19 protein-coding genes are annotated in these 21348 nt (G+C 72.3%); 10 read left to right on the plus strand and 9 right to left on the minus strand.

What is annotated here, in order from left to right; translation table 11 throughout:
• The first annotated feature begins 4 nt into the window (after nt 1–4).
• On the plus strand, nt 5–2509 hold the full coding sequence (locus AC07VX_RS02975; RefSeq protein WP_493163208.1) for an ATP-binding protein: 2505 nt from the start codon (nt 5–7) through the stop codon (nt 2507–2509).
• Nucleotides 2510–2607: 98 nt separating this feature from the next.
• On the opposite strand, the gene AC07VX_RS02980 is transcribed toward AC07VX_RS02975, so the two are convergent.
• Entirely contained in the window at nt 2608–2976 is a 369-nt protein-coding gene (locus AC07VX_RS02980; protein ID WP_493163207.1) for a DUF1801 domain-containing protein, read from the minus strand.
• 34 nt (nt 2977–3010) lie between these two features.
• Here AC07VX_RS02980 and AC07VX_RS02985 point away from each other — a divergent pair, with 34 nt between their 5' ends.
• Nucleotides 3011–3679: a response regulator gene (locus AC07VX_RS02985; protein ID WP_493163206.1), complete on the plus strand. Its 669-nt coding sequence runs from the start codon at nt 3011–3013 to the stop codon at nt 3677–3679.
• Nucleotides 3676–4986: a sensor histidine kinase gene (locus AC07VX_RS02990; protein ID WP_493163205.1), complete on the plus strand. Its 1311-nt coding sequence runs from the start codon at nt 3676–3678 to the stop codon at nt 4984–4986. The genes AC07VX_RS02985 and AC07VX_RS02990 overlap by 4 nt, the downstream gene beginning before the upstream one ends.
• Here AC07VX_RS02990 and AC07VX_RS02995 read toward each other — a convergent pair.
• Entirely contained in the window at nt 4983–5366 is a 384-nt protein-coding gene (locus tag AC07VX_RS02995; RefSeq protein WP_493163203.1) for a hypothetical protein, read from the minus strand. The two genes, AC07VX_RS02990 and AC07VX_RS02995, sit on opposite strands and share 4 nt — an antisense overlap.
• Nucleotides 5367–5501: 135 nt before the next feature.
• Here AC07VX_RS02995 and AC07VX_RS03000 point away from each other — a divergent pair, with 135 nt between their 5' ends.
• The 4 genes from AC07VX_RS03000 (at nt 5502) to AC07VX_RS03015 (ending at nt 9737) form a co-directional block, all read left to right on the plus strand.
• Nucleotides 5502–6746, plus strand: a complete 1245-nt coding sequence (locus AC07VX_RS03000; RefSeq protein WP_493163202.1) for a cyanophycinase — start codon at nt 5502–5504, stop codon at nt 6744–6746.
• Between the two features lie 93 nt (nt 6747–6839).
• Nucleotides 6840–8378 carry a Do family serine endopeptidase gene (locus AC07VX_RS03005; RefSeq protein ID WP_493163201.1) on the plus strand — a complete coding sequence of 513 codons (1539 nt, stop codon included), beginning with the start codon at nt 6840–6842 and terminating at the stop codon, nt 8376–8378.
• A gap of 21 nt (nt 8379–8399) precedes the next feature.
• On the plus strand, nt 8400–8864 hold the full coding sequence (locus AC07VX_RS03010) for a hypothetical protein (RefSeq protein WP_493163200.1): 465 nt from the start codon (nt 8400–8402) through the stop codon (nt 8862–8864).
• Nucleotides 8865–8870: 6 nt separating this feature from the next.
• Nucleotides 8871–9737 (plus strand): hypothetical protein, encoded by an 867-nt coding sequence (locus tag AC07VX_RS03015; protein ID WP_493163199.1) that lies wholly within the window; start codon nt 8871–8873, stop codon nt 9735–9737.
• A 6-nt stretch (nt 9738–9743) separates the two neighbouring features.
• On the opposite strand, the gene AC07VX_RS03020 is transcribed toward AC07VX_RS03015, so the two are convergent.
• From AC07VX_RS03020 to AC07VX_RS03045, 6 genes are all read right to left on the minus strand, one after another.
• A complete protein-coding gene (locus AC07VX_RS03020) occupies nt 9744–10358 on the minus strand; it encodes a glutathione S-transferase family protein (protein ID WP_493163198.1) in 615 nt (204 codons plus the stop codon).
• Nucleotides 10359–10415: 57 nt separating this feature from the next.
• Complete coding sequence (locus AC07VX_RS03025; protein WP_493163197.1) at nt 10416–11096, minus strand: dioxygenase family protein; 681 nt, start codon at nt 11094–11096, stop codon at nt 10416–10418.
• Between the two features lie 282 nt (nt 11097–11378).
• On the minus strand, nt 11379–13124 hold the full coding sequence (locus AC07VX_RS03030; protein ID WP_493163196.1) for a methyl-accepting chemotaxis protein: 1746 nt from the start codon (nt 13122–13124) through the stop codon (nt 11379–11381).
• 26 nt (nt 13125–13150) lie between these two features.
• Nucleotides 13151–13669: a chemotaxis protein CheW gene (locus tag AC07VX_RS03035; RefSeq protein ID WP_493163195.1), complete on the minus strand. Its 519-nt coding sequence runs from the start codon at nt 13667–13669 to the stop codon at nt 13151–13153.
• 245 nt (nt 13670–13914) lie between these two features.
• Nucleotides 13915–14166, minus strand: coding sequence for a hypothetical protein (locus AC07VX_RS03040; RefSeq protein WP_493163194.1), 252 nt, complete (start codon nt 14164–14166; stop codon nt 13915–13917).
• Complete coding sequence (locus AC07VX_RS03045) at nt 14135–16438, minus strand: FdhF/YdeP family oxidoreductase (RefSeq protein WP_493163193.1); 2304 nt, start codon at nt 16436–16438, stop codon at nt 14135–14137. The genes AC07VX_RS03040 and AC07VX_RS03045 overlap by 32 nt, the downstream gene beginning before the upstream one ends.
• A gap of 21 nt (nt 16439–16459) precedes the next feature.
• On the opposite strand from AC07VX_RS03045, the gene AC07VX_RS03050 reads away from it, so the two are divergent.
• From AC07VX_RS03050 to AC07VX_RS03060, 3 genes are read left to right on the plus strand one after another with little or no spacing between them, the layout of a single operon-like run.
• Complete coding sequence (locus AC07VX_RS03050) at nt 16460–17800, plus strand: sigma-54-dependent transcriptional regulator (RefSeq protein WP_493163192.1); 1341 nt, start codon at nt 16460–16462, stop codon at nt 17798–17800.
• A complete protein-coding gene (locus tag AC07VX_RS03055; RefSeq protein ID WP_493163191.1) occupies nt 17800–19164 on the plus strand; it encodes a sensor histidine kinase in 1365 nt (454 codons plus the stop codon). The genes AC07VX_RS03050 and AC07VX_RS03055 overlap by 1 nt, the downstream gene beginning before the upstream one ends.
• Nucleotides 19165–19207: 43 nt before the next feature.
• On the plus strand, nt 19208–20302 hold the full coding sequence (locus tag AC07VX_RS03060; RefSeq protein ID WP_493183856.1) for a PEP-CTERM sorting domain-containing protein: 1095 nt from the start codon (nt 19208–19210) through the stop codon (nt 20300–20302).
• 18 nt (nt 20303–20320) lie between these two features.
• On the opposite strand, the gene AC07VX_RS03065 is transcribed toward AC07VX_RS03060, so the two are convergent.
• On the minus strand, nt 20321–21280 hold the full coding sequence (locus tag AC07VX_RS03065; RefSeq protein WP_493163188.1) for an AEC family transporter: 960 nt from the start codon (nt 21278–21280) through the stop codon (nt 20321–20323).
• Nucleotides 21281–21348: the final 68 nt, after the last annotated feature.

Raw genomic sequence — 21348 nt, forward strand, 5'->3', positions numbered from 1 at the left:
CCCGATGCCTCATCGCGGCCGTCTGCGCCCGAGCAGCATCACCGCCGGCGCGGGCGTGCTGCTCGCCGCCACACTGCTGGCCGGCGCCGGCTACGGCCTGTGGCGCGAGCAGCGCGAACTGGCGGCCGAAGCTGGCGCCCAGCAGGCCTTGCTGGCCCGCGTGCTGGAGGATCACGCCAGCCGCAGCCTCGACGCGACACAGCTCGCCCTCGCGCGCCTGGCCGACGTTGCCGAGCGCGGTGCGCCGCCGGACGTCCTGCAGGCCCTGCTCGGCCAGACCCAGGCGAGCCTGGGCTTTCTGCGCGGCGTCGCACTGCTCGACGAGTCCGGCCGCGTGCTCGCCGCCGCCGATCCGGTCGACCGCGGCGCGCAGCTGCCCCCCGCGGCCCTCGGCCCCTGGCCGGCGCCCGGCCGCGACACGGTCGGCGGCTTCGTCGCCGCACGCAGCCTGGCGGGCCTCGGCAGCGCGGGCACGGCGCCGGCCGCGCCGCGTGGCGTCGGCTTCATCCCGCTGCTGCGCGGCCTGCAGCTGCCCGGCCACGGCGGCCGCGCCCTGATGGTGGCGCTGCTGAATCCCGACGCGCTCGCCAACTTCCAGCAGCTGACGCTGAACGACCCGCGCGCCGCAGCCGCCCTCGTCGACATGGACGGGCGCCTGCTCGCCGCCACCGACGGCGCCGACCACCTCGCCGGCGAGCGCCCGCCCTCGCTGCAGGCGCCCACGGCGCCGCTCGCCCGGGTGCGTGCCGGCAGCGAACATGGCAGCTGGACCGGCCCCGGGCTGCGCGAGGCCGAGCAGCTCGGCGCCTACCGGGCGCTGCGCGCGCGGCCGCTGGTGGTGCTCGTCGAGCTGCCGCGGGCCGAGCTGCGCAACCAATGGCTGGCCACAGTGCTCGACCTGGGCCTGCCGGCGCTGGGCATCGCCGCGGCGCTGCTGGGCCTCTCCGCCGTGGGCGCGGCGGCGCTGCGCGGGCGCGAGCGCTCCCTGGCCCAGCTCGACGCGGCCCAGCGCCAGATCGTCGAGCGCGAACGCGAGCTCAGCGCCATCTTCGGCAGCGTGCAGGATCTGCTCTTCCGCACCGACGCCGACGGCCGCGTGACCTTCATCAACGAGGGTTACGCCCGCCTGAGCGGCCAGCCGGTCGCCCATCTGCTGGGGCGGCCGCTGCAGGAACTCTTCGGCGGCTCGCCCGCCGTGGCCGCGCTGTTCGCCGCCGACGGCGCGCAGGCGGCCGGCCCCCGCCAGGTGCGCGCCGACTGGCTGGCCCCTGACGGTGGCGCGCGCAGCTTCGAGATCAACCTGGTGCCTCTGCGCCGCGCCGCCGACCGGCTGGAATGGGTGGGCAGCGCGGCCGACGTCAGCGGCCTGGTCCGCGCCCAGGCCGAACTGAACGCCCAGCTCGGCCTGGCGCGCTCCCTGCTGGCCAGCAGCCCGCTGCCCATGTCGGTGCTGGACACCGACAACCGCTACCTCGACGTCAACCGTGCCTGGGAGCAGTTCACCGGCCGGCGCCGCGACGAGGTGATCGGCCGCCGGGCCGCCAGCTACCTGAGCGCTGACGAGGCGGCCGTGCACGACGCCCGCGACGCCGCGCTGCTGGCACACGGCGGCGAGATGAGCTACGAGACCGTCTGGCACGGCAAGGACGGCCGCCAGCGCGACTTGCTGGTCAGCAAGTCCACCTTCCCCGATGCAGACGGCCGGCCCATGGGCATCGTCGTCTGCTTCATGGACATCAGCGACTTCCGCGAGGCCGACCGCGCCACCCGCGCGGCGCGCGACGCCGCGCTGGAGGCCTCGCGCGCCAAGTCCGAATTCATCGCCAACGTCAGCCACGAGCTGCGCACGCCGCTGCAATCCATCCTCGGCTTTTCCGAGCTCGGCGCGCTGCGCGCCCGCGAGCAGCCGCGCCTGGCCGAATTCTTCAGCGACGTGCACCGCGCCGGCCAGCGCATGCTCAGCCTCGTCAACGACCTGCTGGACCTGAGCAAGATCGAGCGCGGCATCGAGCCCATCCAGCCCGAGCGCCTGGACCTGCGGCCGCTGGCGCTGGAGGTCTTGCGCGAGCTGGCGCCGCTGCTGTCCGCCCGCCATCTCATGCTTGACGCCGCGCTTGGCAGCGAGGACCTGATCGTGCTGGCCGACCCGCTGCGCCTGCAGCAGCTGCTGCGCAACCTGCTCGCCAACGCCATCCGCTTCTCGCCCGAGGGAGGCCGCATCGAGCTGACAGCCCGGCAGGACGCCGCGGGCGAGGTGCGCGTGGAGGTGGCCGACCGCGGCCCCGGCATCCCGCCGGACGAGCTGGAAAGCATCTTCGAGGCCTTCGTGCAGTCCAGCGCCACCAAGAACGCCGCCGGCGGCACGGGGCTCGGCCTGGCCATCTGCCGACGCATCGCCCAGGCGCACGGGGGCCGCATCTGGGCAGCCAACCGCGAAGGCGGCGGTGCGGTCATCACGCTGATGCTGCCGGTCGTCCGCTTCACGAACTCGAGGTCCGCGGCGCTCTGAGGAAGGGCGCGGGCGGCACTGCCGCCGCTGGCCTTCTTCGAGGCCGCGCTGCAGCGGGGGCCGATGGCCCCGCTGCACCAATCCATCGACAAGGCGGCCTAAGCCTTGCTGTTGGCGGCCACGGCCGCCCGGATGAGCGCCTTCAGCGCCGGCTTGTCGACCTTGTCTCCCTCGCGGAAGTCGATGGCGCGGCGCACGTTGCCCTCCAGGCTGGAATTGAACAGGCCCTTGGGATCGGGCAGCGAGGCACCCTTGGGGAAGGTCATCTTCACGACGCTCTTGTAGGCCTCGCCGGTGCAGACGATGCCGTCACGCGACCACACCGGGTTGCGCCACTTCCACTCTTCCACGATGCCGGAGTCGGCCTCGAGGATGAGGGCGCGCAGCATGGCCAGCATCTCGCCGCGCCAGCCTTCGAGACTGGCGATGCGTTCGTCGATCAGGGCGGAGGCGGACGGGGCGTTCATGCCGCCAGCTTAGCCGCGGCAGAATCCGCCGGCCATGCGCCTGCTGCTTGTCGAAGACGACCCCATGATCGGCGAAAGCCTGCGCGAAGCCCTGCGCCGCCAGGGCTTCGCGGCCGACTGGCTGCGCGACGGCCAGGCCGCCGACGCGGTGCTGGCCAGCGGCGAACGCTTCGACGCCGTGCTGCTGGACCTCGGCCTGCCCCGGCGCGGCGGCCTCGACGTGCTGAAGAGCCTGCGCGCCCGCGGCGACGCGACGCCGGTCATCGTGCTGACCGCCCGGGACGCCCTGAGCGACAAGGTGGCCGGCCTGGACGCCGGCGCCGACGACTACCTCGTCAAGCCCTTCGAGCTGGACGAGCTGCTGGCCCGGCTGCGCGCCGTCACGCGCCGCCTCGGCGGGCGCACCGACACGGCGCTGGCCGTGGCCGACCTGCGCCTGGACCCGGCCACCCGCGAGGTCACGCGCGCGGGCAAGCCCATCCTGCTGTCGGCGCGCGAGTTTGCGCTGCTGGAGGCCTTGTTGGAGCGGCCCGGCGCCATCGTGTCACGCGCCCAGCTCGAAGACCGGCTCTACGGCTGGGGCGAAGAGCTGGAGAGCAACGCCATCAGCGTCTACATACACCAGTTGCGCAAGAAGCTGGGTGCCGACCTGCTGCACACCGTGCGCGGCCTGGGCTACTACGCTGGCCCTGAAAAGGCATGAAGAAGCTGCTTTCCACCCTGCGCGGCCGCCTCTTCGCCCTGCTCGCCGTGCTGGGCGCGGTGACAGCCCTGGCGGTGGGCGGCGCCACCTACTTCAGCGTGCGCACCGAGGCCGATGCGCTGTTCGACTACCAGCTGCGCCAGACCGCCCTCTCCTTGCGCGACCAGGGCCGCGTAGCCGGCGACGAAGCCGCGGCGCTGACCGACCCGAGCTTCGACTACGTCGTGCAGATCTGGTCGCTGCAGGGACTGGAGCTGTATTCCAGCCGCCCCCAGGGCATGACCGAGCCGCTGCCCGCGCGCGCCGTGCTCGGCTACTCCGACCTGCACTTCGGCGGCCAGGACTGGCGCGTCTTCAGCGCCGCCACGCCGGTGCGCGTGGTGCAGGTGGCCCAGCCGCTGGCCGTGCGCCAGAAGCTCGCAGCCCTGGCCGCGTTGCGCAGCGTGGTGCCGGTGGCCGCGGCCCTGCCGCTGGTGGCGGCGGCGCTGTGGTGGCTGATCGGGCTGTCGCTGGCGCCGCTGGCGCGTGTCGTGCAGGCGGCCCAGGCCGGCGGCGCCAACGCGCTGGGCGCGCTGCCGACCGCCGGCCTGCCCGGCGAGATCGCGCCGCTGGTGGACGCCTTCAACGACCTGCTCGCGCGCCTCTCGACGGCCTTCGATGCCCAGCGCAGCTTCGTCGCCGACGCCGCCCACGAACTGCGTACGCCGCTGACCGCGCTGAAGCTGCAACTGGGCCTGCTGCGCGACTCCGCGCCGGGGCCGCAGCAGGACGAGGCCATCGCCCGCCTGCGCGGCGGCATCGACCGCGCCGTGCACCTCGTCGAGCAGCTGCTGGCCCTGGCCCGCGCCGAGCCCGGTGCCGCGGCGGCCGACCATCCGCTGGACCTGGCCGAGCTGGCCGCCCAGGCGGTGGGCGACGTGCAGCCCCTGGCCGACAAGGCCGGCGTGACGCTGAGCCTCGCCGCCCCCGACCCGCTGCCGCTGGAGGGCGACCCCCAGGCCCTGCGCAGCGCACTGCGCAACCTCATCGACAACGCCGTGAAGTACGGCGCCCGCACCGTGCAGGTCAGCGCCCTGCGCGGCCCGCGCGGCGCGCCGCTGCTACGCGTGGACGACGACGGCCCCGGCATCCCGCTGGACGCGCGCGAGCGCGTGTTCGACCGCTTCCAGCGCGGCGAGGGCGCCGCGGCCGAGGGCAGCGGCCTGGGCCTGGCCATCGTGCGCGCCGCGGCCCGGCAGCAGGGCGCGACGGTGCGGCTGGCGGACTCGCCGCTGGGTGGCCTGCGCGCCGAGATGGCCTGGCCTTAGCGGCCAGCCACCGCGTGCGGCCGGCGCTGCCAGCCGTCGATGGCGCCGACGACCTGCTCCCAGGCCGCGCGGTCATAGGTCACCGTGGCGAAGAGGTTGTCCTTGGCCGGCTCCTGCCGGGAGGCGCTACGGGCCAGGCGCTCCAAGGGCGCGCTCGCCGCTGCCACGCAGCCGGCCAGGTCGCCGAAGGCGGCACCGACCCGATGGAACAGCACGCCACGGTGCAACTCCGTGGCCTTGAGCGACGGCTGCTCCACCGCCCTCAGGAAGATGCGCGCCTGGCCATCGCCCAGCAATTCCACACAAAACTCGCGGCGCCAGCCGGTCAGGGTCTGGGCCGACGTCAGGGCCGCGGGGGTGTCATCGATCTGCAAACTCATGGGAGGAGTCTGAGGCATGCGACGCGGCCGCCGGCGCGGCATGTATCGCGATGCTTCCCATGCCTCGCCCCGGACGGTGCCGCGCTAACGCCCACCTGCAGGAAGTTGCGCGCTGTTTCCTGCCAAGATGGCGGCATGACCACGCTGCGCCTCTCCCTCCTCCGCCTCGCCGCCACCGCGCTCGTCGCCGCCGCCGCCGCCGCCCAGGCCGGCACCGCCATCGTCATCGGCGGCGCGCTGAGGAGCGACAACGAGGCCGTCTGGCAGCGCATCGTCGACGAGGCGGGCGGCGCGGGCACGCGCATCGCCGTGTTCGCCACCGCCGCTGCCAACCCCGAGCGCAGCGCCGGCATCATCGTCGCCGCGCTGAACCGCCACGGCGCCAATGCCGAGACCATCCCGGTCGCGCCGCGGCTGAAGGACGTCGATCTGCGCGCCAACCTCGACGACCCGGCACTGATCGCCAAGGTCGCCGCGTCGCGCGGCGTGTTCTTCTCCGGCGGCGCCCAGGAGTACATCGTCGACACGCTGCAGCCCGGCGGCGAGCCGACGGCCATGTTGAAGGCCATCCGCCAAGTGTTCGACGGTGGCGGCGTGGTGGCCGGCTCCAGCGCCGGCGCGGCCATCATGAGCCGCATGATGTTCCGGGACGCACCGGACAACATGCAGATCCTCAAGGGCCAGTGGCGCGACAAGCGCGAGTACGACCAGGGCCTGGGCTTCGTCGGGCCCGAGCTGTTCGTGGACCAGCACTTCCTCAAGCGCGGCCGCATCGGCCGCATGCTGCCGGCCATGCGCGCCTTCGGCTACCGGCTGGGCCTGGGCGTGGAGGAGGACACGGCGGCCGTCGTCAAGGGCCAGGAGGTGGAGATCGTCGGCGCGCGGGGTGCGCTGCTGGTGGACTTGTCCGAGGCCAGCTCGGACGCGAAGCTGCCGGCCTTCAACCTGCGCGGCGCGCTGGTGAGCCACCTGGACCGCGGCGACCGCCACGACCTCAAGACCGGCATCACGACGCCCGCCGCGCACAAGCTGCGCGAGCCACGCATCGACCCGGCCTCGCCCGACTACAAGCCGACGCGGCGCTTCGACAACTACTTCCTCGACGTGCTCGGCGACAGCACCATCGTCAACGCGCTGGCCCAGCTGCTCGAAGGCCCCGCGCCGGAGGTCCGCGGCCTGGCCTGGCGCGCCAAGCCGCGGCCCGGCGACCTGGCGCCCGAGCTCGGCTTCGAATTCCGCCTCTACCGCGGACCCGGGCTGGTGGGCTGGCTCAGCAACGCGCTGGGCAGCGACGACTACACGGTGCTGAAGGCACGGCTGGACGTCGTCCCGGTGCGCATGGCCGCGCCGCTGTTCACGCCGCTCGCAGCCTCGCCCTAACTTTCGCCTCACCTTGGCCTCATCGAGCCCTCACCCGCGCTGCCTAGAGTGCCTGGCAACGGGCTGCGCCGCAGCCTGCATGAGGAGTACCCGATGACCCGCAACGCCAAGACCGCCCTGACCGCCACCGCCGCCGCCCTGCTCGCTGCCGGCGTGACCGTCACCACCGGCGCCTCCGGCTGGACGCTGCCGGCCTGGCTGCAGAACAAGGCGCCGAGTTCCGCCCCTGCCAGCGGCGATGCGCCGGTCAGCCTGACACCGACCGCGGCCGCCGCCGCTGCCGTGGCCGCGCCGGTTGCCCCGCTGCCCGCGGCCCAGACGCCCAACTACCGCGCCATCGTGCAGACGCAGGGCCCGGCCGTCGTCGGCATCACCGTGGCCGGGCTGCACAAGGCCAGCGCCGAGGATGGCGATGACGCGCAGCAAGGCCTGCCGGGCATGGAGAGCGACCCCTTCTTCCGCTTCTTCCGCGGCGTGCCGGGCCTGCGCATGCAGCCACGCGGCGCGCAGCCCTTCCGCGGCCAGGGCTCGGGCTTCATCATCAGCAGCGACGGCCTGGTGCTGACCAATGCCCACGTCGTGCGCGACGCCAAGCAGGTCACCGTCAAGCTCAGCGACCGCCGCGAGTTCTCGGCCCAGGTGCTGGGCAGCGACCCGGCCACCGACATCGCCGTGCTCAAGCTCGACGCCAAGGGCCTGCCCACCGTGCAGCTGGGCGACCCCAAGCAGGTGCAGGTGGGCGACTACGTGCTGGCCATCGGCGCGCCCTACGGCTTCGAGCAGACCGCAACGCAGGGCATCGTCAGCGCCAAGGGCCGCTCGCTGCCGGGCGACAGCAGCGTCGTGCCCTTCATCCAGACCGACGCGGCCGTGAACCCCGGCAACTCCGGCGGCCCGCTGTTCGACGCCTCGGGCCGCGTCGTCGGCGTGAACGCGCAGATCTACTCGCAGAGCGGCGGCTTCCAGGGCCTGGCCTTCTCCATCCCGGTGGACGTGGCCCTGCGCATCAAGGACCAGATCGTCGCCCACGGCAAGGTCGAGCACGCGCGCCTGGGCGTCACGCTGCAGGACCTGTCGGCGCCGCTGGCCGCCTCCTTCGGCCTGAACGCGCCGGACGGTGCCCTGGTGTCCAGCGTCATGCCCGGCAGCGCCGCGGCCAAGGCGGGGCTGAAGGCGGGCGACGTCATCACCGCCGTGGACGGCGAGCCGGTGCGCGTGGCGGGCGACGTGTCCAGTCGCGTGGGCCTGGCCCGCCCCGGCGACAAGCTCAAGCTGGAACTGTGGCGCGACAAGGGCCGCCTCAGCGAGACCGTGGCGCTGGGCCGCGCCGACAAGGATGTGCAGGAGGCCAGCGCCGCGCCCGAGGGCGGCTCGCTCGGCCTGGCGCTGCGCCCGCTGGAGCGCCAGGAGCTGCGCGGCTCGGGGCTGGACCATGGCCTGCTGATCGAGCGCGTGACCGGCCCGGCCCAGCTGGCCGGCGTGCAGCCCGGCGACGTGCTGCTGGCGCTGAACGGCAAACCGGTGCAGGACATCGAGCAGGTGCGCGCGGCGATGAAGGACAAGCCGCGCCAGGTGGCGCTGCTGGTGTCGCGCGACGGGCAGCAGATCTTCGTGCCGGTGCGCATGGGCTGACCGCCCCCGCCGCCGCGGCAGGTGAAAACTGCCGGCCACGCCTGTTCGGGCCGTGGCCGGTTTTGCGTTGCGCTAGGCTGGGCACCTTGCTCGCACGCGGAGGCCGCCCTGGAGATCCTGCTTGAACTGCTGCTGGAACTGATCTTCCAGGTCTTCGGCGAGCTGCTCGTCGAACTGGGCCTGCATTCGCTGGCCGAGCCGTTCCGCAGGCAGCCCAGCATCTGGGTGGCCGTGCTGGGCTATGTGCTGCTGGGCGGCATCGTCGGTGCACTGAGCGTGTGGCTGATGCCGCAGCACCTGACGCGCGACGGCTGGCCGCGCCTGCTCAACCTCGTCGTCACGCCCGTCATCGCCGGCTTCGCGATGACGCTGATCGGCCTGTGGCGCGCGCGCCGCGGCGACCCGGTGCTGCGCATCGACCGCTTCGCCTGCGGCTATGTGTTCGCGCTGGCGGTGGCCGTGGTGCGCTACAACTTCGCCGGCTGAGAGGCCATGGACGCGCTCCGCTGGGTGCTCATCCTCATCGCGGTTGGCACCGCCGCCGCCGTGGCGCTGTGGCTGGGGCTGAGCGGGCCGGCCACGAGTACCGCCCCCGAGGCGCCAGCCGCGCCGGTGGCGGCCCTGCCCTTGAGCCTACCGCCGGTGGCTTCCACGGCTTCGGCGGCGGCGCGCGCTGCGCCCCCGGCGGCCACGCCCCTGCCCGCCGCCAGGCCGCCCGCACCGCGCGTCGGCTCCGAGGGCTACGGCCCCCACATCGACCGCGCGATGGCCGGCAGCGACGCGACGGCGGCCTGGGAAGCAGTGCACTGGCTGCGCCAGTGCGCGTCCAACGAGGCCAGGCGCAGCAGTTTCGAGACCGTCCGCAACCAGGGAATTTCGCCAGAGATGATGACCCAGATGATGGTGGAGGCCGATGCCGAGGCGAGGCGCTGCCAGACGGTGACGCCCCAGCACCGCGCGATGCTGGCCGAGCTGGCCTCGCGGGCCATGCGGGCCGGCGTGCCCGAGGCGGCCTCGGCCTTTGCCGCCGCCACCTTCGCGGGCGACCTGAGCGCCGCGCAGCGCCGGCAGGTGGCCGACGCCATGCGGCGCGATGCGCTCGCGGGGGATGGGCTCAGCCTCATCAACGCGGCCACGTCCAACCCGGCCTGGGGGCTGAGCGACGCCGAGCGGCTCGCCTTCCTGATGGCCTATGCCGAACTGCCCGACCACCCCGAGGCGAAGCGCGTGGTGCAGTCGCTGCTGGAGCAGCGCGCCCTGCCGCTGGCGGCACCGCCCACGCCGCAGCAACTGGCTGCGGCCAGGGAGGCAGCGCAGCAGATCCTGGCCCGCAGGGCCGGCGGCAGCCGCCTGCCCTGAAGCCGTTCAGGGCATGCCGTTGTCAACGTAGTCGGCAAAGCCCGGCCTCGCAGCCAGCCGCTGCATCCAGGCCTGCACCGCGGGCAGCTCGGCGCGCTCGATGGGCGCGTTCTTCCAGCGCTGCGCGGACAGGCCCAGCACCACGTCGGCCAGCGTGAAGCTGCCGCCGCAGACGCAGGCCCCGGTACGCGCCAGCTGCGCGTCCAGCAGGCCCATGTGCTTGTTCCAGCTCGCCACGCCGGCCTGAATCGCCTCGGGCGTGGCCGGCTGGCCGCGCACCAGGGCCATGAAGGCGACGCGCCAGCTGTTGTTGAGCTCGCCGGCCTGCCAGTCCATCCACTGCTCGACGCGGGCGCGCGCCTGCGGCTCGGCGGGCAGCAGGTCGGTCGCACCCAGCTTGGCTGCCAGGTAGCGGCAGATGCTGTTGCTCTCCCACAGCGTGAAGTCGCCGTCGACGAGGACGGGGATCAGTCCGTTGGGATTCATCGCCAGATAGCCCGCCTCCTGCGGCGAGCGGAAACCCACGCCCCAGTCCTCGCGGTCGAGCTCCAGCCCCAGCTGCGCGGCGGTCCACATGACCTTGCGGACGTTGATGGAGGAGAGGCGTCCGAGAAGCTTCATGGCGGGGCGACAGGCGGGGTGGCGGCCCCGCAGTGTGTCAGCCCGCGCAAAGACCGGTCAGCCAAAGGCCAACACGATGTCCCAGGACACGGCCAGCGCGCCGTTCTCCTGGCCGGCGGTCGGCGCGCCGGGGCGGGAGATCAGCGTCTTGCGGTCTTCGGGCTGCTGCAGCTTGAGCAGCGGGTCGGTCTCGTTCGCGGCCTCGCCCTCGAAGTACATCTGAGTGATCAGCCGCGTGGCGCGGCCGCGCACGTCGAAGTGGATGTGCCGGGTGCGCGGGCCGTAGAGGCCGGGCTGGATGGTCTTGAGCCGGTAGCTGCCGTCCGGCCCGCTGCGGATGCGGGCGTAGCCCTGGAAGTCGGGGTCCAGCGGTGCCGCGCTGGTATCGCCCGGGTGCGCGTAGCGCCCGGCCGCATTGGCCTGCCAGACCTCCAGCACCGCGTTGGCGATGGGCTCACCGCGCGGGTTGACCACGCGGCCGCCGACGTAGAGCAGCTGGCCCAGGGCCCGCGCCTTGTGGCCGGCGATGCGGCTGAGGTCGAAGTCCTGGTCGCGGGGCAGGGTCAGCGGGTAGAAAGGCCCCAGCGCGTCCTCGGCGGTCTCGTGGCGCAGTGCCTCGTCGGCCATGGCCGGCGACAGGCCGGCGAGGCCGGCGGCCCCCCATAGCAGCTGGCGGCGGGACAGGTGTGGGCCGGCGTGGTGGTGGCCGTCGTTCTGGGTGGCTGTCGGTGTCAACATGGCATCCCCTCTCGATCACATGGCGCAGGGCCATCCTAGGCGCACGGGCCACGGCCGGCGCGGCGCCAACCTACCGTTTGGGGATTCGTCGCAGCCACAGCCCGAAACCCGGCGCCGTGTCCTGCAGCTGACCGGGTACAGCGCCAGGCCGACCTCGTGAGTGATGGCGGCGCACGGCGGGCGTGGCAGCCGGTGTCTCAGGAGGCTCTGGCGATGGTGCCGGGCCTGACGCGCCAGCCCCCGGCAGGGCGCCGGGCGAGCGGGGAACCGAGGCCCCGGGGGTCAGAAGTCGGTCCAGTCGCCCTCGGCCGCGGCCAGCGCGGGCTGCAGGCTGGGGCGCGGCGCGGCCACTGCCGCCTCGGCCCTGGCCTTGGGCACAGGCGCTGCCGCCGGCTTGCGGGCCACCGGGGCGGCCTTGCCGGCCTCCGCCGACAGCGGCTTGCTCGCCCTGGGCGCGGCCGCGGCGCGGGCTTCATGGGCCAGCTGGAAGACGGCCACCGCGTCCACCAGCTGGCGGGCCTGCTCCTTGAGGCTCTCGGCCGCGGCCGCGCTTTCCTCCACGAGGGCCGCGTTCTGCTGGGTGGCCTGGTCCATCTGCGAGACGGCGTCGCCCACCTGGGCCACGCCGCTGCTCTGCTCGCCACTGGCGGCGCTGATCTCGCCCATCAGGTCGGTGACGCGGCGGATGGCGCCGACCACCTCGGTCATCGTCGAGCCGGCCTGGTCCACCAGCGTGTTGCCGCGCTCCACGCGCTCCACGCTGGCGAGGATCAGGGACTTGATCTCCTTGGCCGCCTCGGCGCTGCGCTGGGCCAGGCTGCGCACCTCGCTGGCCACGACTGCGAAGCCGCGGCCCTGCTCGCCGGCCCGCGCGGCTTCCACGGCCGCGTTCAGCGCCAGGATGTTGGTCTGGAAGGCGATGCCGTCGATGGTGCCGATGATGTCGGCGATGCGCTGGGAGCTGTGCTGGATGTCCTTCATCGTGGCCACCACTTCGCTGACGACCTGACCGCCCCTGGCCGCCACCTCGCTGGCGCCCTGGGCGAGCTGGTTGGCCTGGCGGGCGTTGTCGGCGTTCTGCTGCACGGCAGAGCCGAGTTGCTCCATGGACGCCGCCGTCTGCTGCAGCGCGCTGGCCTGCTCCTCGGTGCGGCTGGACAGGTCCTGGTTGCCCTGGGCAATCTGGGCGCTGGCCGTGGCCACGCTGTCGGAGTTGCCGCGCACGGTGCGCACGATGCCCACGAGCGACTGCTGCATGCGGCCCACGGCGGCCATGGTGCTGGTGGTGTCGCCGGCCCGCACGGGCACGGGATGGGCGAGGTCGCCATCGGCCACGCGCTGCACGGCCTCGCTCAGCTCCGCGGGTTCGGCCCCCAGAGCGCGGCCCAGGCTGCGCGACAGGGCCCAGCCCACCAGGCCGCCCAGCAGGGCCATGACGGCCGCCGCGGCCAGCATCAGCGTGCTGCCGCCGGCGGCCACCCGGCCGGCGTCCTCGGCGAGCCGGTGTGCGATCTTGCCCTGCAGCTCGATCGAGTCGTCGACCGCCTTGAACATCAGGTTCTGGTACTGGCGCACCTCACCGCCCAGCAGCGCGGTGGCCTCGGCCGCCTTGCCGTCTTCGGCCAGGGCGATCGCCTGCGTCAACCCCTTCTGGTAGGGCGGGTTGTTGTCGGTGATGACCTTGAGCAGTACGCGACTCTCCGGACGAAGCAGCACCTTGTCCAGCTCGGCGATCAGCCTGTCGTTGGCCTCGCGCATCTCGGCGATGCGCTTGACCTCCGCGGCGCGGGCGCCGGCATCGGCCGCCAGCAGCGCATTGCGCACCGAGCGTGCGCTGGTGTTGAAGTTGTCCTTGACGTCGCCGAGCTTGTCCATCTTGGGCATGCGGTCCAGCGCCAGCTCGTCGACCTGGGCGGCCAGTGTCCGCATCTGCACGGTGCCGGCGATGGCGATGACGACGCCCAGCAGGACGCAAGCGCCGAAGCCCAGGGCCAGGCGGGTGGAGACTTTGAGGGAAGCGATGTTCATGTCGGGCTCGAGTCGAGGGCTGAAGGTCAGGCGGCCAGTGCCGCCGGTGCGCCGGCCTGGATGTCGGCCAACAGGGATTCCACGTCCATCAGCACCACGCTGCGCTGGTCGAGGGTGGCGATGGCGACCAGGTGGCGCTGCTCGGCGCCGCCCTTCATGGCCGGCATGGTGCGGATCTGCTGCGGCGCCAGCTCCACCACGTCGTCGACGCGGTCGGCCACGACGCCGATGCGGCGCTCGCCCAGGCTGATGACGATGACGACGGTGAGGTCGTCGACGGCCGGCGCGTGCAGGCCCAGCCGGCGGCGCAGGTCGATCAGCGGCACGACCTCGCCGCGCAGCTCCATGATGCCCAGCAGGTAGTCGCAGGCACCGGCCAGGCGCGTCGGGGCCTGGTAGGAGCGGATCTCCTGCACGCAATGCAGCGCGATGCCGTATTCCTGGCCGTCCAGCAGGAAAACCAGGGCCTCGGTCGGCTGGCTGGCGTCCGGGCGGAAGGCGATGGCGGCGGTGGCTGTGGCGGGAACCAGTTGAAGGTTGTTCATGACTGCAGGCCCGGCGGGCGGGCGGTGTGTGAAGCGATGCCGTCCATGCTATTTGCTACATTTGATATTTGCTTGTCGATTTGCGTAGCATTGGTCACACGATGCCGTTCTGCATGCACGTCACCCCGCCTCCATGGCAGCCAAATGCAATCGATTCCCAACTGGGATGGCGCAAGCAAATTTCGAACCGGGGCGCGTCCAGCCGTCGCTGCGATCAGCGATCAATCGGTATCAAATCACGCAATTCAACGAGTCCGGGCGCGCGGGCTTGCCCGGCCGGTCTCGGTCAGGCACGCGGTCCAGCGACCGGCGTCGTCGCAGGCCAGCTGCACCAGGCCCGGCCCCGATGCGCCGCCGATGCTGGCGTCGGTGAGGCCGTTCAGCTCGCGCAGCAGCACGCTGACGCGCTGGTCCAGCCGCTTGGCCAGCCGGGTCAGCGCGACCGATTCGCCCCCGGGCGCCAGCTCACGCAGGGTCCGCAGCAGCGTGTCCTGCATGGCGGGTCAGCACGACCGGGATGGACTTGCTCGTCGGCGTGCGCGCCGTGACGGAGAAGCTCTCCAGCGGCACCAGCGGGTTGGTCTCCGGGTAGTAGCTGGCCAGGCAGCCGCGCGGGATGTCGTAGGCCACGAGCACGAAGGCTTCCGCGCGGCGCTGCTGCACGTCGGCACCGCCCTCGGCGCAGTAGAGGCTGGTGATGTCGACCCAGTCGCCGGCCTTCATGCCGAGATCACGGAGGTCATCGGCGTGGATGAAGACGACGCGGCGGTGGCCGTAGACGCCGCGGTAGCGGTCGTCGTGGCCGTAGATGGTGGTGTTGTACTGGTCGTGGGAGCGCAGCGTGGTCAGCGTGAAGACGCGCTGGTCACGGTGCCGTTCGGCGATGCGCTCGACCGCCAGGTCGGTGGGCATCGCGTGCACGCTGAACTCGGCACGCCCCGATTCCGTGGCCCAGACGCGCTCGCTGGCCGTGTTGCGCAGGCGGAAGCCTCCGGGGGCCTTGAGCTTCTCGTTGAAGCCGGCGAAGTCGGGCAGCACGGCCTCGATCTTGTCGCGGATGGCAGCGTAGTCGCCGGCCAGCGCCAGCCAGGGCGTGCGGCTCTTCGCCAGGGTGGCCGCGGCCATGCGCGCGACAAGCATGGGCTCGGACAGCAGGTGTTTGCTGGCCGGCGCATTCATGCCCGACGAGAGGTGGACCATGCTCATCGAGTCCTCCACCGTGATGCCCTGCGGCCCGGTGGCCTGCACGTCGATCTCGGTGCGGCCCAGCACGGGCAGCACCAGCGCCTTCCTGCCGTGCACGACATGGCTGCGGTTGAACTTGGTGGCGATGTGCACGGTCAGCTCGCACTGGCGCAGCGCGCGCCAGGTGGCCGCGGTGTCGGGCGTGGCGGCGGCGAAGTTGCCGCCCATCGCGATGAAGACCTTGCCGCGGCCGTCCAGCATGGCCTGGATGGCGCCCACGGTGTCCAGGCCGTGCTCGCGCGGCGGCTCGAAGCCGAAGACCGCGCCGAGCCTGTCGAGGAAGGCCGGCGCCGGCTTCTCGTAGATGCCCATGGTGCGGTCGCCCTGCACATTGCTGTGGCCGCGCACCGGGCAGGCCCCCGCGCCGGGGCGGCCCAGGTTGCCGCGCAGCAGCAGCAGGTTGACGATCATCTGGATGGTCGCCACCGAATGCCGGTGCTGGGTGATGCCCATGCCCCAGCAGGCGATGACGCGCTCGCTCGCGGCGTAGAGGTCGGCCGCCTGCTCGATCTGTTCGCGGCTCAGGCCCGAGGCTTCGACGAGCGGCGCCCAGGGCTGCTCGCGCAGCTCCGCCACGAAGGCGTCGAAGCCGTGAGTGTGTCCGGCGATGAAGTCGGCGTCGAGCAGGCCCCGTTCGACGACGCGCTTGCACATGCCCTTGAGCAGCGCGAAGTCGCCGCCGACCTTGAGCTGGAAGTAGTGGCTGCTGATGGGCGAGTCGCCCAGCGTCGCCATCTCCATCGCATTCTGCGGGTCGGCGAAGCGTTCCAGGCCGCGCTCGCGCAGCGGGTTGAAGCTGACGATGCGCGCGCCACGCTTCCTCGCCGCGCGCAGCTCGCCCAGCATGCGCGGGTGGTTGGTGCCGGGGTTCTGGCCGAAGACGAGGATGCAGTCGGCCTGCTCAAAGTCCGCCAGCGTGACCGTGCCCTTGCCGACGCCGATGGTGGGCTTGAGGCCCGAGCCGCTGGGCTCGTGGCACATGTTGGAGCAGTCGGGGAAGTTGTTGGTGCCGTACTCGCGCACGAACAGCTGGTAGAGAAAGGCGGCCTCGTTGCTGGTGCGGCCCGAGGTGTAGAAGAAAGCCCGGTCGGGATCTGGAAGCGCCTGCAGCTCAGCCGCGATCAGCGCGAAGGCCGCGTCCCAGGTGGTGCGCCTGTAACGGTCGGTCTGCGGGTCGTAGACCATCGGTTCGGTCAGGCGGCCAGTGGCCTCCAGCTCGTAGTCCGACGCCTCGGCCCATTGGCCAAGAGTCTTCGCCCCGATGACCTCGGGCGTGGCCCGCCGCGCCGTCGCCTCGGCTGCCACCGCCTTGGCTCCGTTCTCGCAGAACTCGAAGGTGGAGCGGTGGTCGCGGTCGGGCCAGGCGCAGCCGGGGCAGTCGAAGCCGTCGGCCTGGTTGGCGTGCAGCAGCGTCCTGGCGCCCTTCACGGCCACACCCTGCTCGTTCAGGTGCTTCGCCACGCTCTTCAGCGCGCCCCAGCCGCCGGCGGGGCCGTCGTACAGCTCGATCTTCCGTTCCGTCATTCCGTCAGTATCCTGCGCGCCATGCGACGAGTCTTGATCATCGACGACCACCCCGGCGTGGGCCAGGCATTGGAGCTGCTGCTGTCGCTGCACGACATCGAGGCCAGCGTCGCGGCGAGCCCCGAGGCGGGCCTGGCGCTGCTCGAACAACGCCCCTTCGGCCTGGTCATCCAGGACATGAATTTCACGGCGGACACGACCTCCGGCGAGGAAGGCGAAGCCTTGTTCCGCGCCATCCGCGCCAGGCGCCCCGACCTGCCCGTCATCCTGCTGACGGCCTGGACGCGGCTGGACGCGGCCGTGGCCCTGGTGAAGGCCGGCGCGGCCGACTACCTCGCCAAGCCCTGGGACGACGCCAAGCTGCTGGCCACCGTCGAGAACCTGCTGGAGCTGGGCGAGGCCAACCGCGAGATCGCGCAGCTGCGCGAGGCGCGGGCCGTGCGCCGTGCGGCACTGGCACGCCGCCACGACCTCGCCGGCCTCGTCTTCGGCTCCGACGCGATGGCCAATCTGCTGGAGCTGGCCGGCCAGATCGCCGCGGCGCCGGTGCCGGTCCTCATCACCGGGCCGAACGGCGCGGGCAAGGAGCGCATCGCGGCCTTCGTGCACGCCAATTCGTCGGCCAAGGACGGGCCTTTCGTGGCGCTGAACTGCGGAGCCCTGCCGGCCGACCTGATCGAGGCCGAACTCTTCGGCAGCGACAGCGGCGCCTACACCGGCGCGGCCAAGGCGCGCGTCGGCCGCTTCGAGGCGGCGGACGGCGGCACGCTGTTCCTGGACGAGATCGGCAATCTGCCGCTGGCCGGCCAGGTGAAGCTGCTGCGCGTGCTGGAAACCGGCCAGTTCGAGCGTCTGGGCTCCAGCAAGACGCGCCAGGTGCGCGTGCGCGTGCTGTCGGCCACCAATGCCGACCTGCGCGCCATGGTCAGGGCCGGAGCCTTTCGCGAGGACCTGTTCTACCGACTCAATCTCATCGAGCTGAAGCTTCCCGCGCTAGCCGAGCGCCGCGACGACGTGCTGCCGCTGGCCGAGCATTTCCTGGCCGGCCGTGCCCGGCTCGGCGATGCGGCGCGCGAGGCCCTGCTGGCCCACCGCTGGCCGGGCAATGTGCGCGAGCTGAAGAATGCCGTCGAGCGCGCCGCCCTGCTCTGCCAGGGCGGCGAGATCACGCCGGCCCTGCTGGGGCTGGAGGAGACCGGCGGCAACGGCGGCGCGTGGCGCAACCTGGACGAGCCCAGCCGGGAGACGGTCGTCGCCGCGCTGGCGGCGGCCGGCGGCGTCGTCAGCCGCGCCGCCAGCCAGCTCGGGTTGTCGCGCCAGGCGCTGTATCGGCGGCTGGAGCGTTACGGGATCGCGCCTTGATGACGCTGTCGCTGCGCGCCCGCGCGCTGCTGGCCCTCGGGGCGTCCGCGGTCGTGCCGCCGCTGGTCATCCTGGGCGTGCGGCGCATCGGGCTGGAGACCGGCACCGCCCTCGCGGTGGCCATCCTGGTCATGCTGCCGCTGATCGGCTGGCTGGCGGCCTTCTGGCTGGCGCCGCTGCTGCGGCTGACCCGGGCGCTGGAGGGTGCCGTGCTGAGCTACCGCGACGGCGACTTCAGCCTCAATCTCGCGCCCGACGGCCCCCGCGAGCTGGTCGAACTGACCCAGCTGCACGCCGAACTGGGCCTGGCCCTGCGCGAGCAGCGCCAGCACCTGGCCCAGCGCGAACTGCTGCTGGATACCGTCGTGCAGAACACGCCGGTCGCGCTGGTGCTGACGGCTGCGAACGAGCGCATCGCCATCGCCAACCTGGCCGCGCGCCAGCTGCTGGGCGACGGCCGCAGCCTGACGGGGCTGGACTTCGCCACCGTCATCGCCCCCCTGCCCGAGACGCTGCGCGAGGCCCTCGCCGGCGACGGCGACCGGCTCTTCACGGTGACGCTGCCCGACGGGTCAGAGGAGACCTTTCACCACAGCACGCGCTCGTTCCGCCTGCAGGGCCAGCCGCACCGGCTGCGGCTGCTGCGGCGCATGACGCGCGAGCTGTCGCGCGCCGAGGTGGCGACGTGGAAGCGCGTCATCCGCGTGCTCAGCCACGAACTGAACAACTCGCTGGCGCCGATCTCGTCGCTGGCCCACAGCGGCGCCGAGCTGGCGCGGCGCGGCAACACCGAGCGCCTGCCCCAGGTGCTGGCCAGCATCGGCGAGCGCGCGGCGCATCTGCATGGCTTCCTGAGCGGGTATGCGCGCTTTGCCAAGCTGCCGGCGCCGCGCCGCGAGGCGGTCGCATGGCCGGCCTTCCTGGCCCGCCTGGCCACGCTGGGCGAGTTCCGCGTCGACGGCCCGCTTCCCGGGCAGCCTGGCTGGTTCGACCCGGGCCAGATCGAGCAGGCGCTGCTCAACCTGATCAAGAACGCCCATGAATCGGGCAGCGACCCCGCCGAGGTGGCGCTGCGCCTGCGCGTGGACGTCGGCGAGCTGCGCATCGAGGTGCTGGACCGAGGCCCCGGCATGAGCGAGGCGGTGCTGGCCCAGGCCCTGCTGCCCTTCTATTCCACCAAGCGCTCGGAGCCCGGCTCGCAGGGCGGCACGGGCCTGGGCTTGGCGCTGGCGCGGGAGATCGCCGAGGCCCATGACGGCCGGGTCGCACTGACCAACCGCGGCCACGGCGGACTGCGCGTGGCGATCCGGCTGCCCCAGCCCGCCGTCCTGACGAATGGGGATGGCAAGCCCGGCAATTCGTGACAGACTGCACGAATCGTTTCCGGGCCATCGACGGCCCACCGCCATGGGAGCCGTTGCCATGTCCTTCCGCGTGTCCCTTCGCGTCCTGGCCCTGCTGGGCCTGACCTCCCTGTCCTGCTCCGGTCACGCGCAGTCGCAGTTCCGCCTGTTCTCCGAGGCGTACGGGGGGTACTACAACTACGTGCAGACGACGAGTCCCGTCTTCGGCCTGAACCCCAGCGGCAATCCCAACACCGTCTATGGCTCGCTCTACTACGGCTCCGACTACGCCAGCGCCGCCGCCTACGATCAGCTCACGCCGCTGCCCAACGTGACGGCCGGCGGCACCTGGGCGGGCGACGCCAGCCAGGGCATGACGACAGTGACCAGCGGCGCCTACGGCAAGACGGACTGGGGCAGCAACCATGCCAGCGCCTCGACCTCGGGTTTCACGCCGGTCAGCCAGAGCTACGACGGCCAGTTCGTCGTCGGCGGCACCAGTTGGCCTATGCATGTGGACAGCAGCAACTACGCCTACTCGACGGGGCGCTCGATCTGGGAAGAGCTCTACCAGATCGGCGGCGGCACCGGCACGGGCCAGTTCACCGGCACCATTCACATCGACGGTTCGCTGGCCGGCACCCTGGGCAGCGGCACCGCGTCGCTGAACTGGTCGCTGAAGACCTTCTCCAACCAGCTCGTCGCCTCCGTTTCGGCCTCCTATGACGCCACGGCCGATAACTGGTCCATGAACGTCTACAGCAACGGCCAGTGGACCAGCACTAACGGCAGCGGCGCACTGACGATCAACGCGGACGTCATCGGCGGCTACAGCTTCACCTATGGCGCGGCTCTGTATCTGAAGTCCGAGCTGATCACCAGCGTCGACGGCAATGGCGCAGCCGACTTCTCCAATACCGTGCAGTTCACCGGCATGAAGCTGCCGCAGGGCTCGGCGGTGTTCGTGATGTCCGGCGCCCGTGCGGCAGACTACGGCATCAGCTTCGCCGGCGACGGCAGCGGCACGATCTGCGAGACCCTGTCCTGCGCCACCGGCGGCGGTGGCGGGCTGCCCATCCCGGAGCCAGAAACCTACGCGCTGCTGCTGTCGGGCCTGGGCGTCGTCGCCTGGGTGGCGCGGCGCCGCAGCCGCCGCTGAGCGGCGCCCTGCCAGTCCTCAGATCAGCGCTGCCGCCAGGCCGCTGAAGCTGAAGAAGGCCAGGGCCGTCGACGCCAGGATGATGCGCGCGACACGGCCGTTGTCCGCGCCGTAGCGCTCGGCCAGCAGCGACACATTGCTGGCGCTCGGCAGCGCGGCCGCCAGCGTCAGCGCGACGAGCTGAAGCCCGGTCAGCGGTGCACCCAGCCAGCGCGCCGCGGCCCCGAGGGCGAAGACCAGTGCCGGATGCAACAGCAGCTTGATCGCAGCCACCGGCAGGTAGAGAACCGGCGCCGTCACCCGGCCGGCCTGGCGGTTGGCGCGCCCCGAACGGCTCAGCACGGCACCGATCGTGAACAGTGCCACCGGCGAGGCGGCATCGCCAAGCATCGCGATGACCTTGGCCAGCGGCCCCGGCAGCGACCAGCCGCTGGCGCCCACCGCCGCACCCAGGGCGATGGCCCAGGGCAGCGGGTTGGACGCGGCGGCCTTCAATGCCTGCACGAAGGCCGCACGGCCGGCACGGCCACTGGCGCCGGCCTGGGCCAGCGCAATGCACAGCGAACTGGTCACGAAGAGATCCACCAGCAGGGTGCCGACCACAGGCCCACCGGCGGCGCTGCCCAGCAGCGCGACGGTCAGCGGCACACCCATGAAGCCGGTGTTGGGGAAGGCCGCCACCAGGGCGCCGAAGGCCGCGTCCTTCATGCCGACCTGCGCGGACAGCGTCGTTGCCACCGTGAAGAAGACGATGAGCAGGGCGGCGCTCAGATAGACGCCCAGCAGGGCCGGGTTCAGCAGCTCCCGCAGCGGCGTGTCGCGACCGAAACGGAACAGCAGGCAGGGCAACGCGAAGAACAGCACGAAGCCGTTCAGGCCCGGGATGGCACTGTCTGGCAGCAGCCCCCGCTCGGCAGCCAGCCAGCCGCACAGCACGAGGGCGAAAAAGGGGAAGGTCGTGGCCAGGACGGCAAGCATCTTGGCACGCGAGTATGAAGGCCGTGAGCGAATGCGCGGCCGACCCGGGTTCGTCACAAAGAGGGATG

The sequence above is a fragment of the Roseateles sp. GW821-FHT03B02 genome (assembly GCF_059421025.1).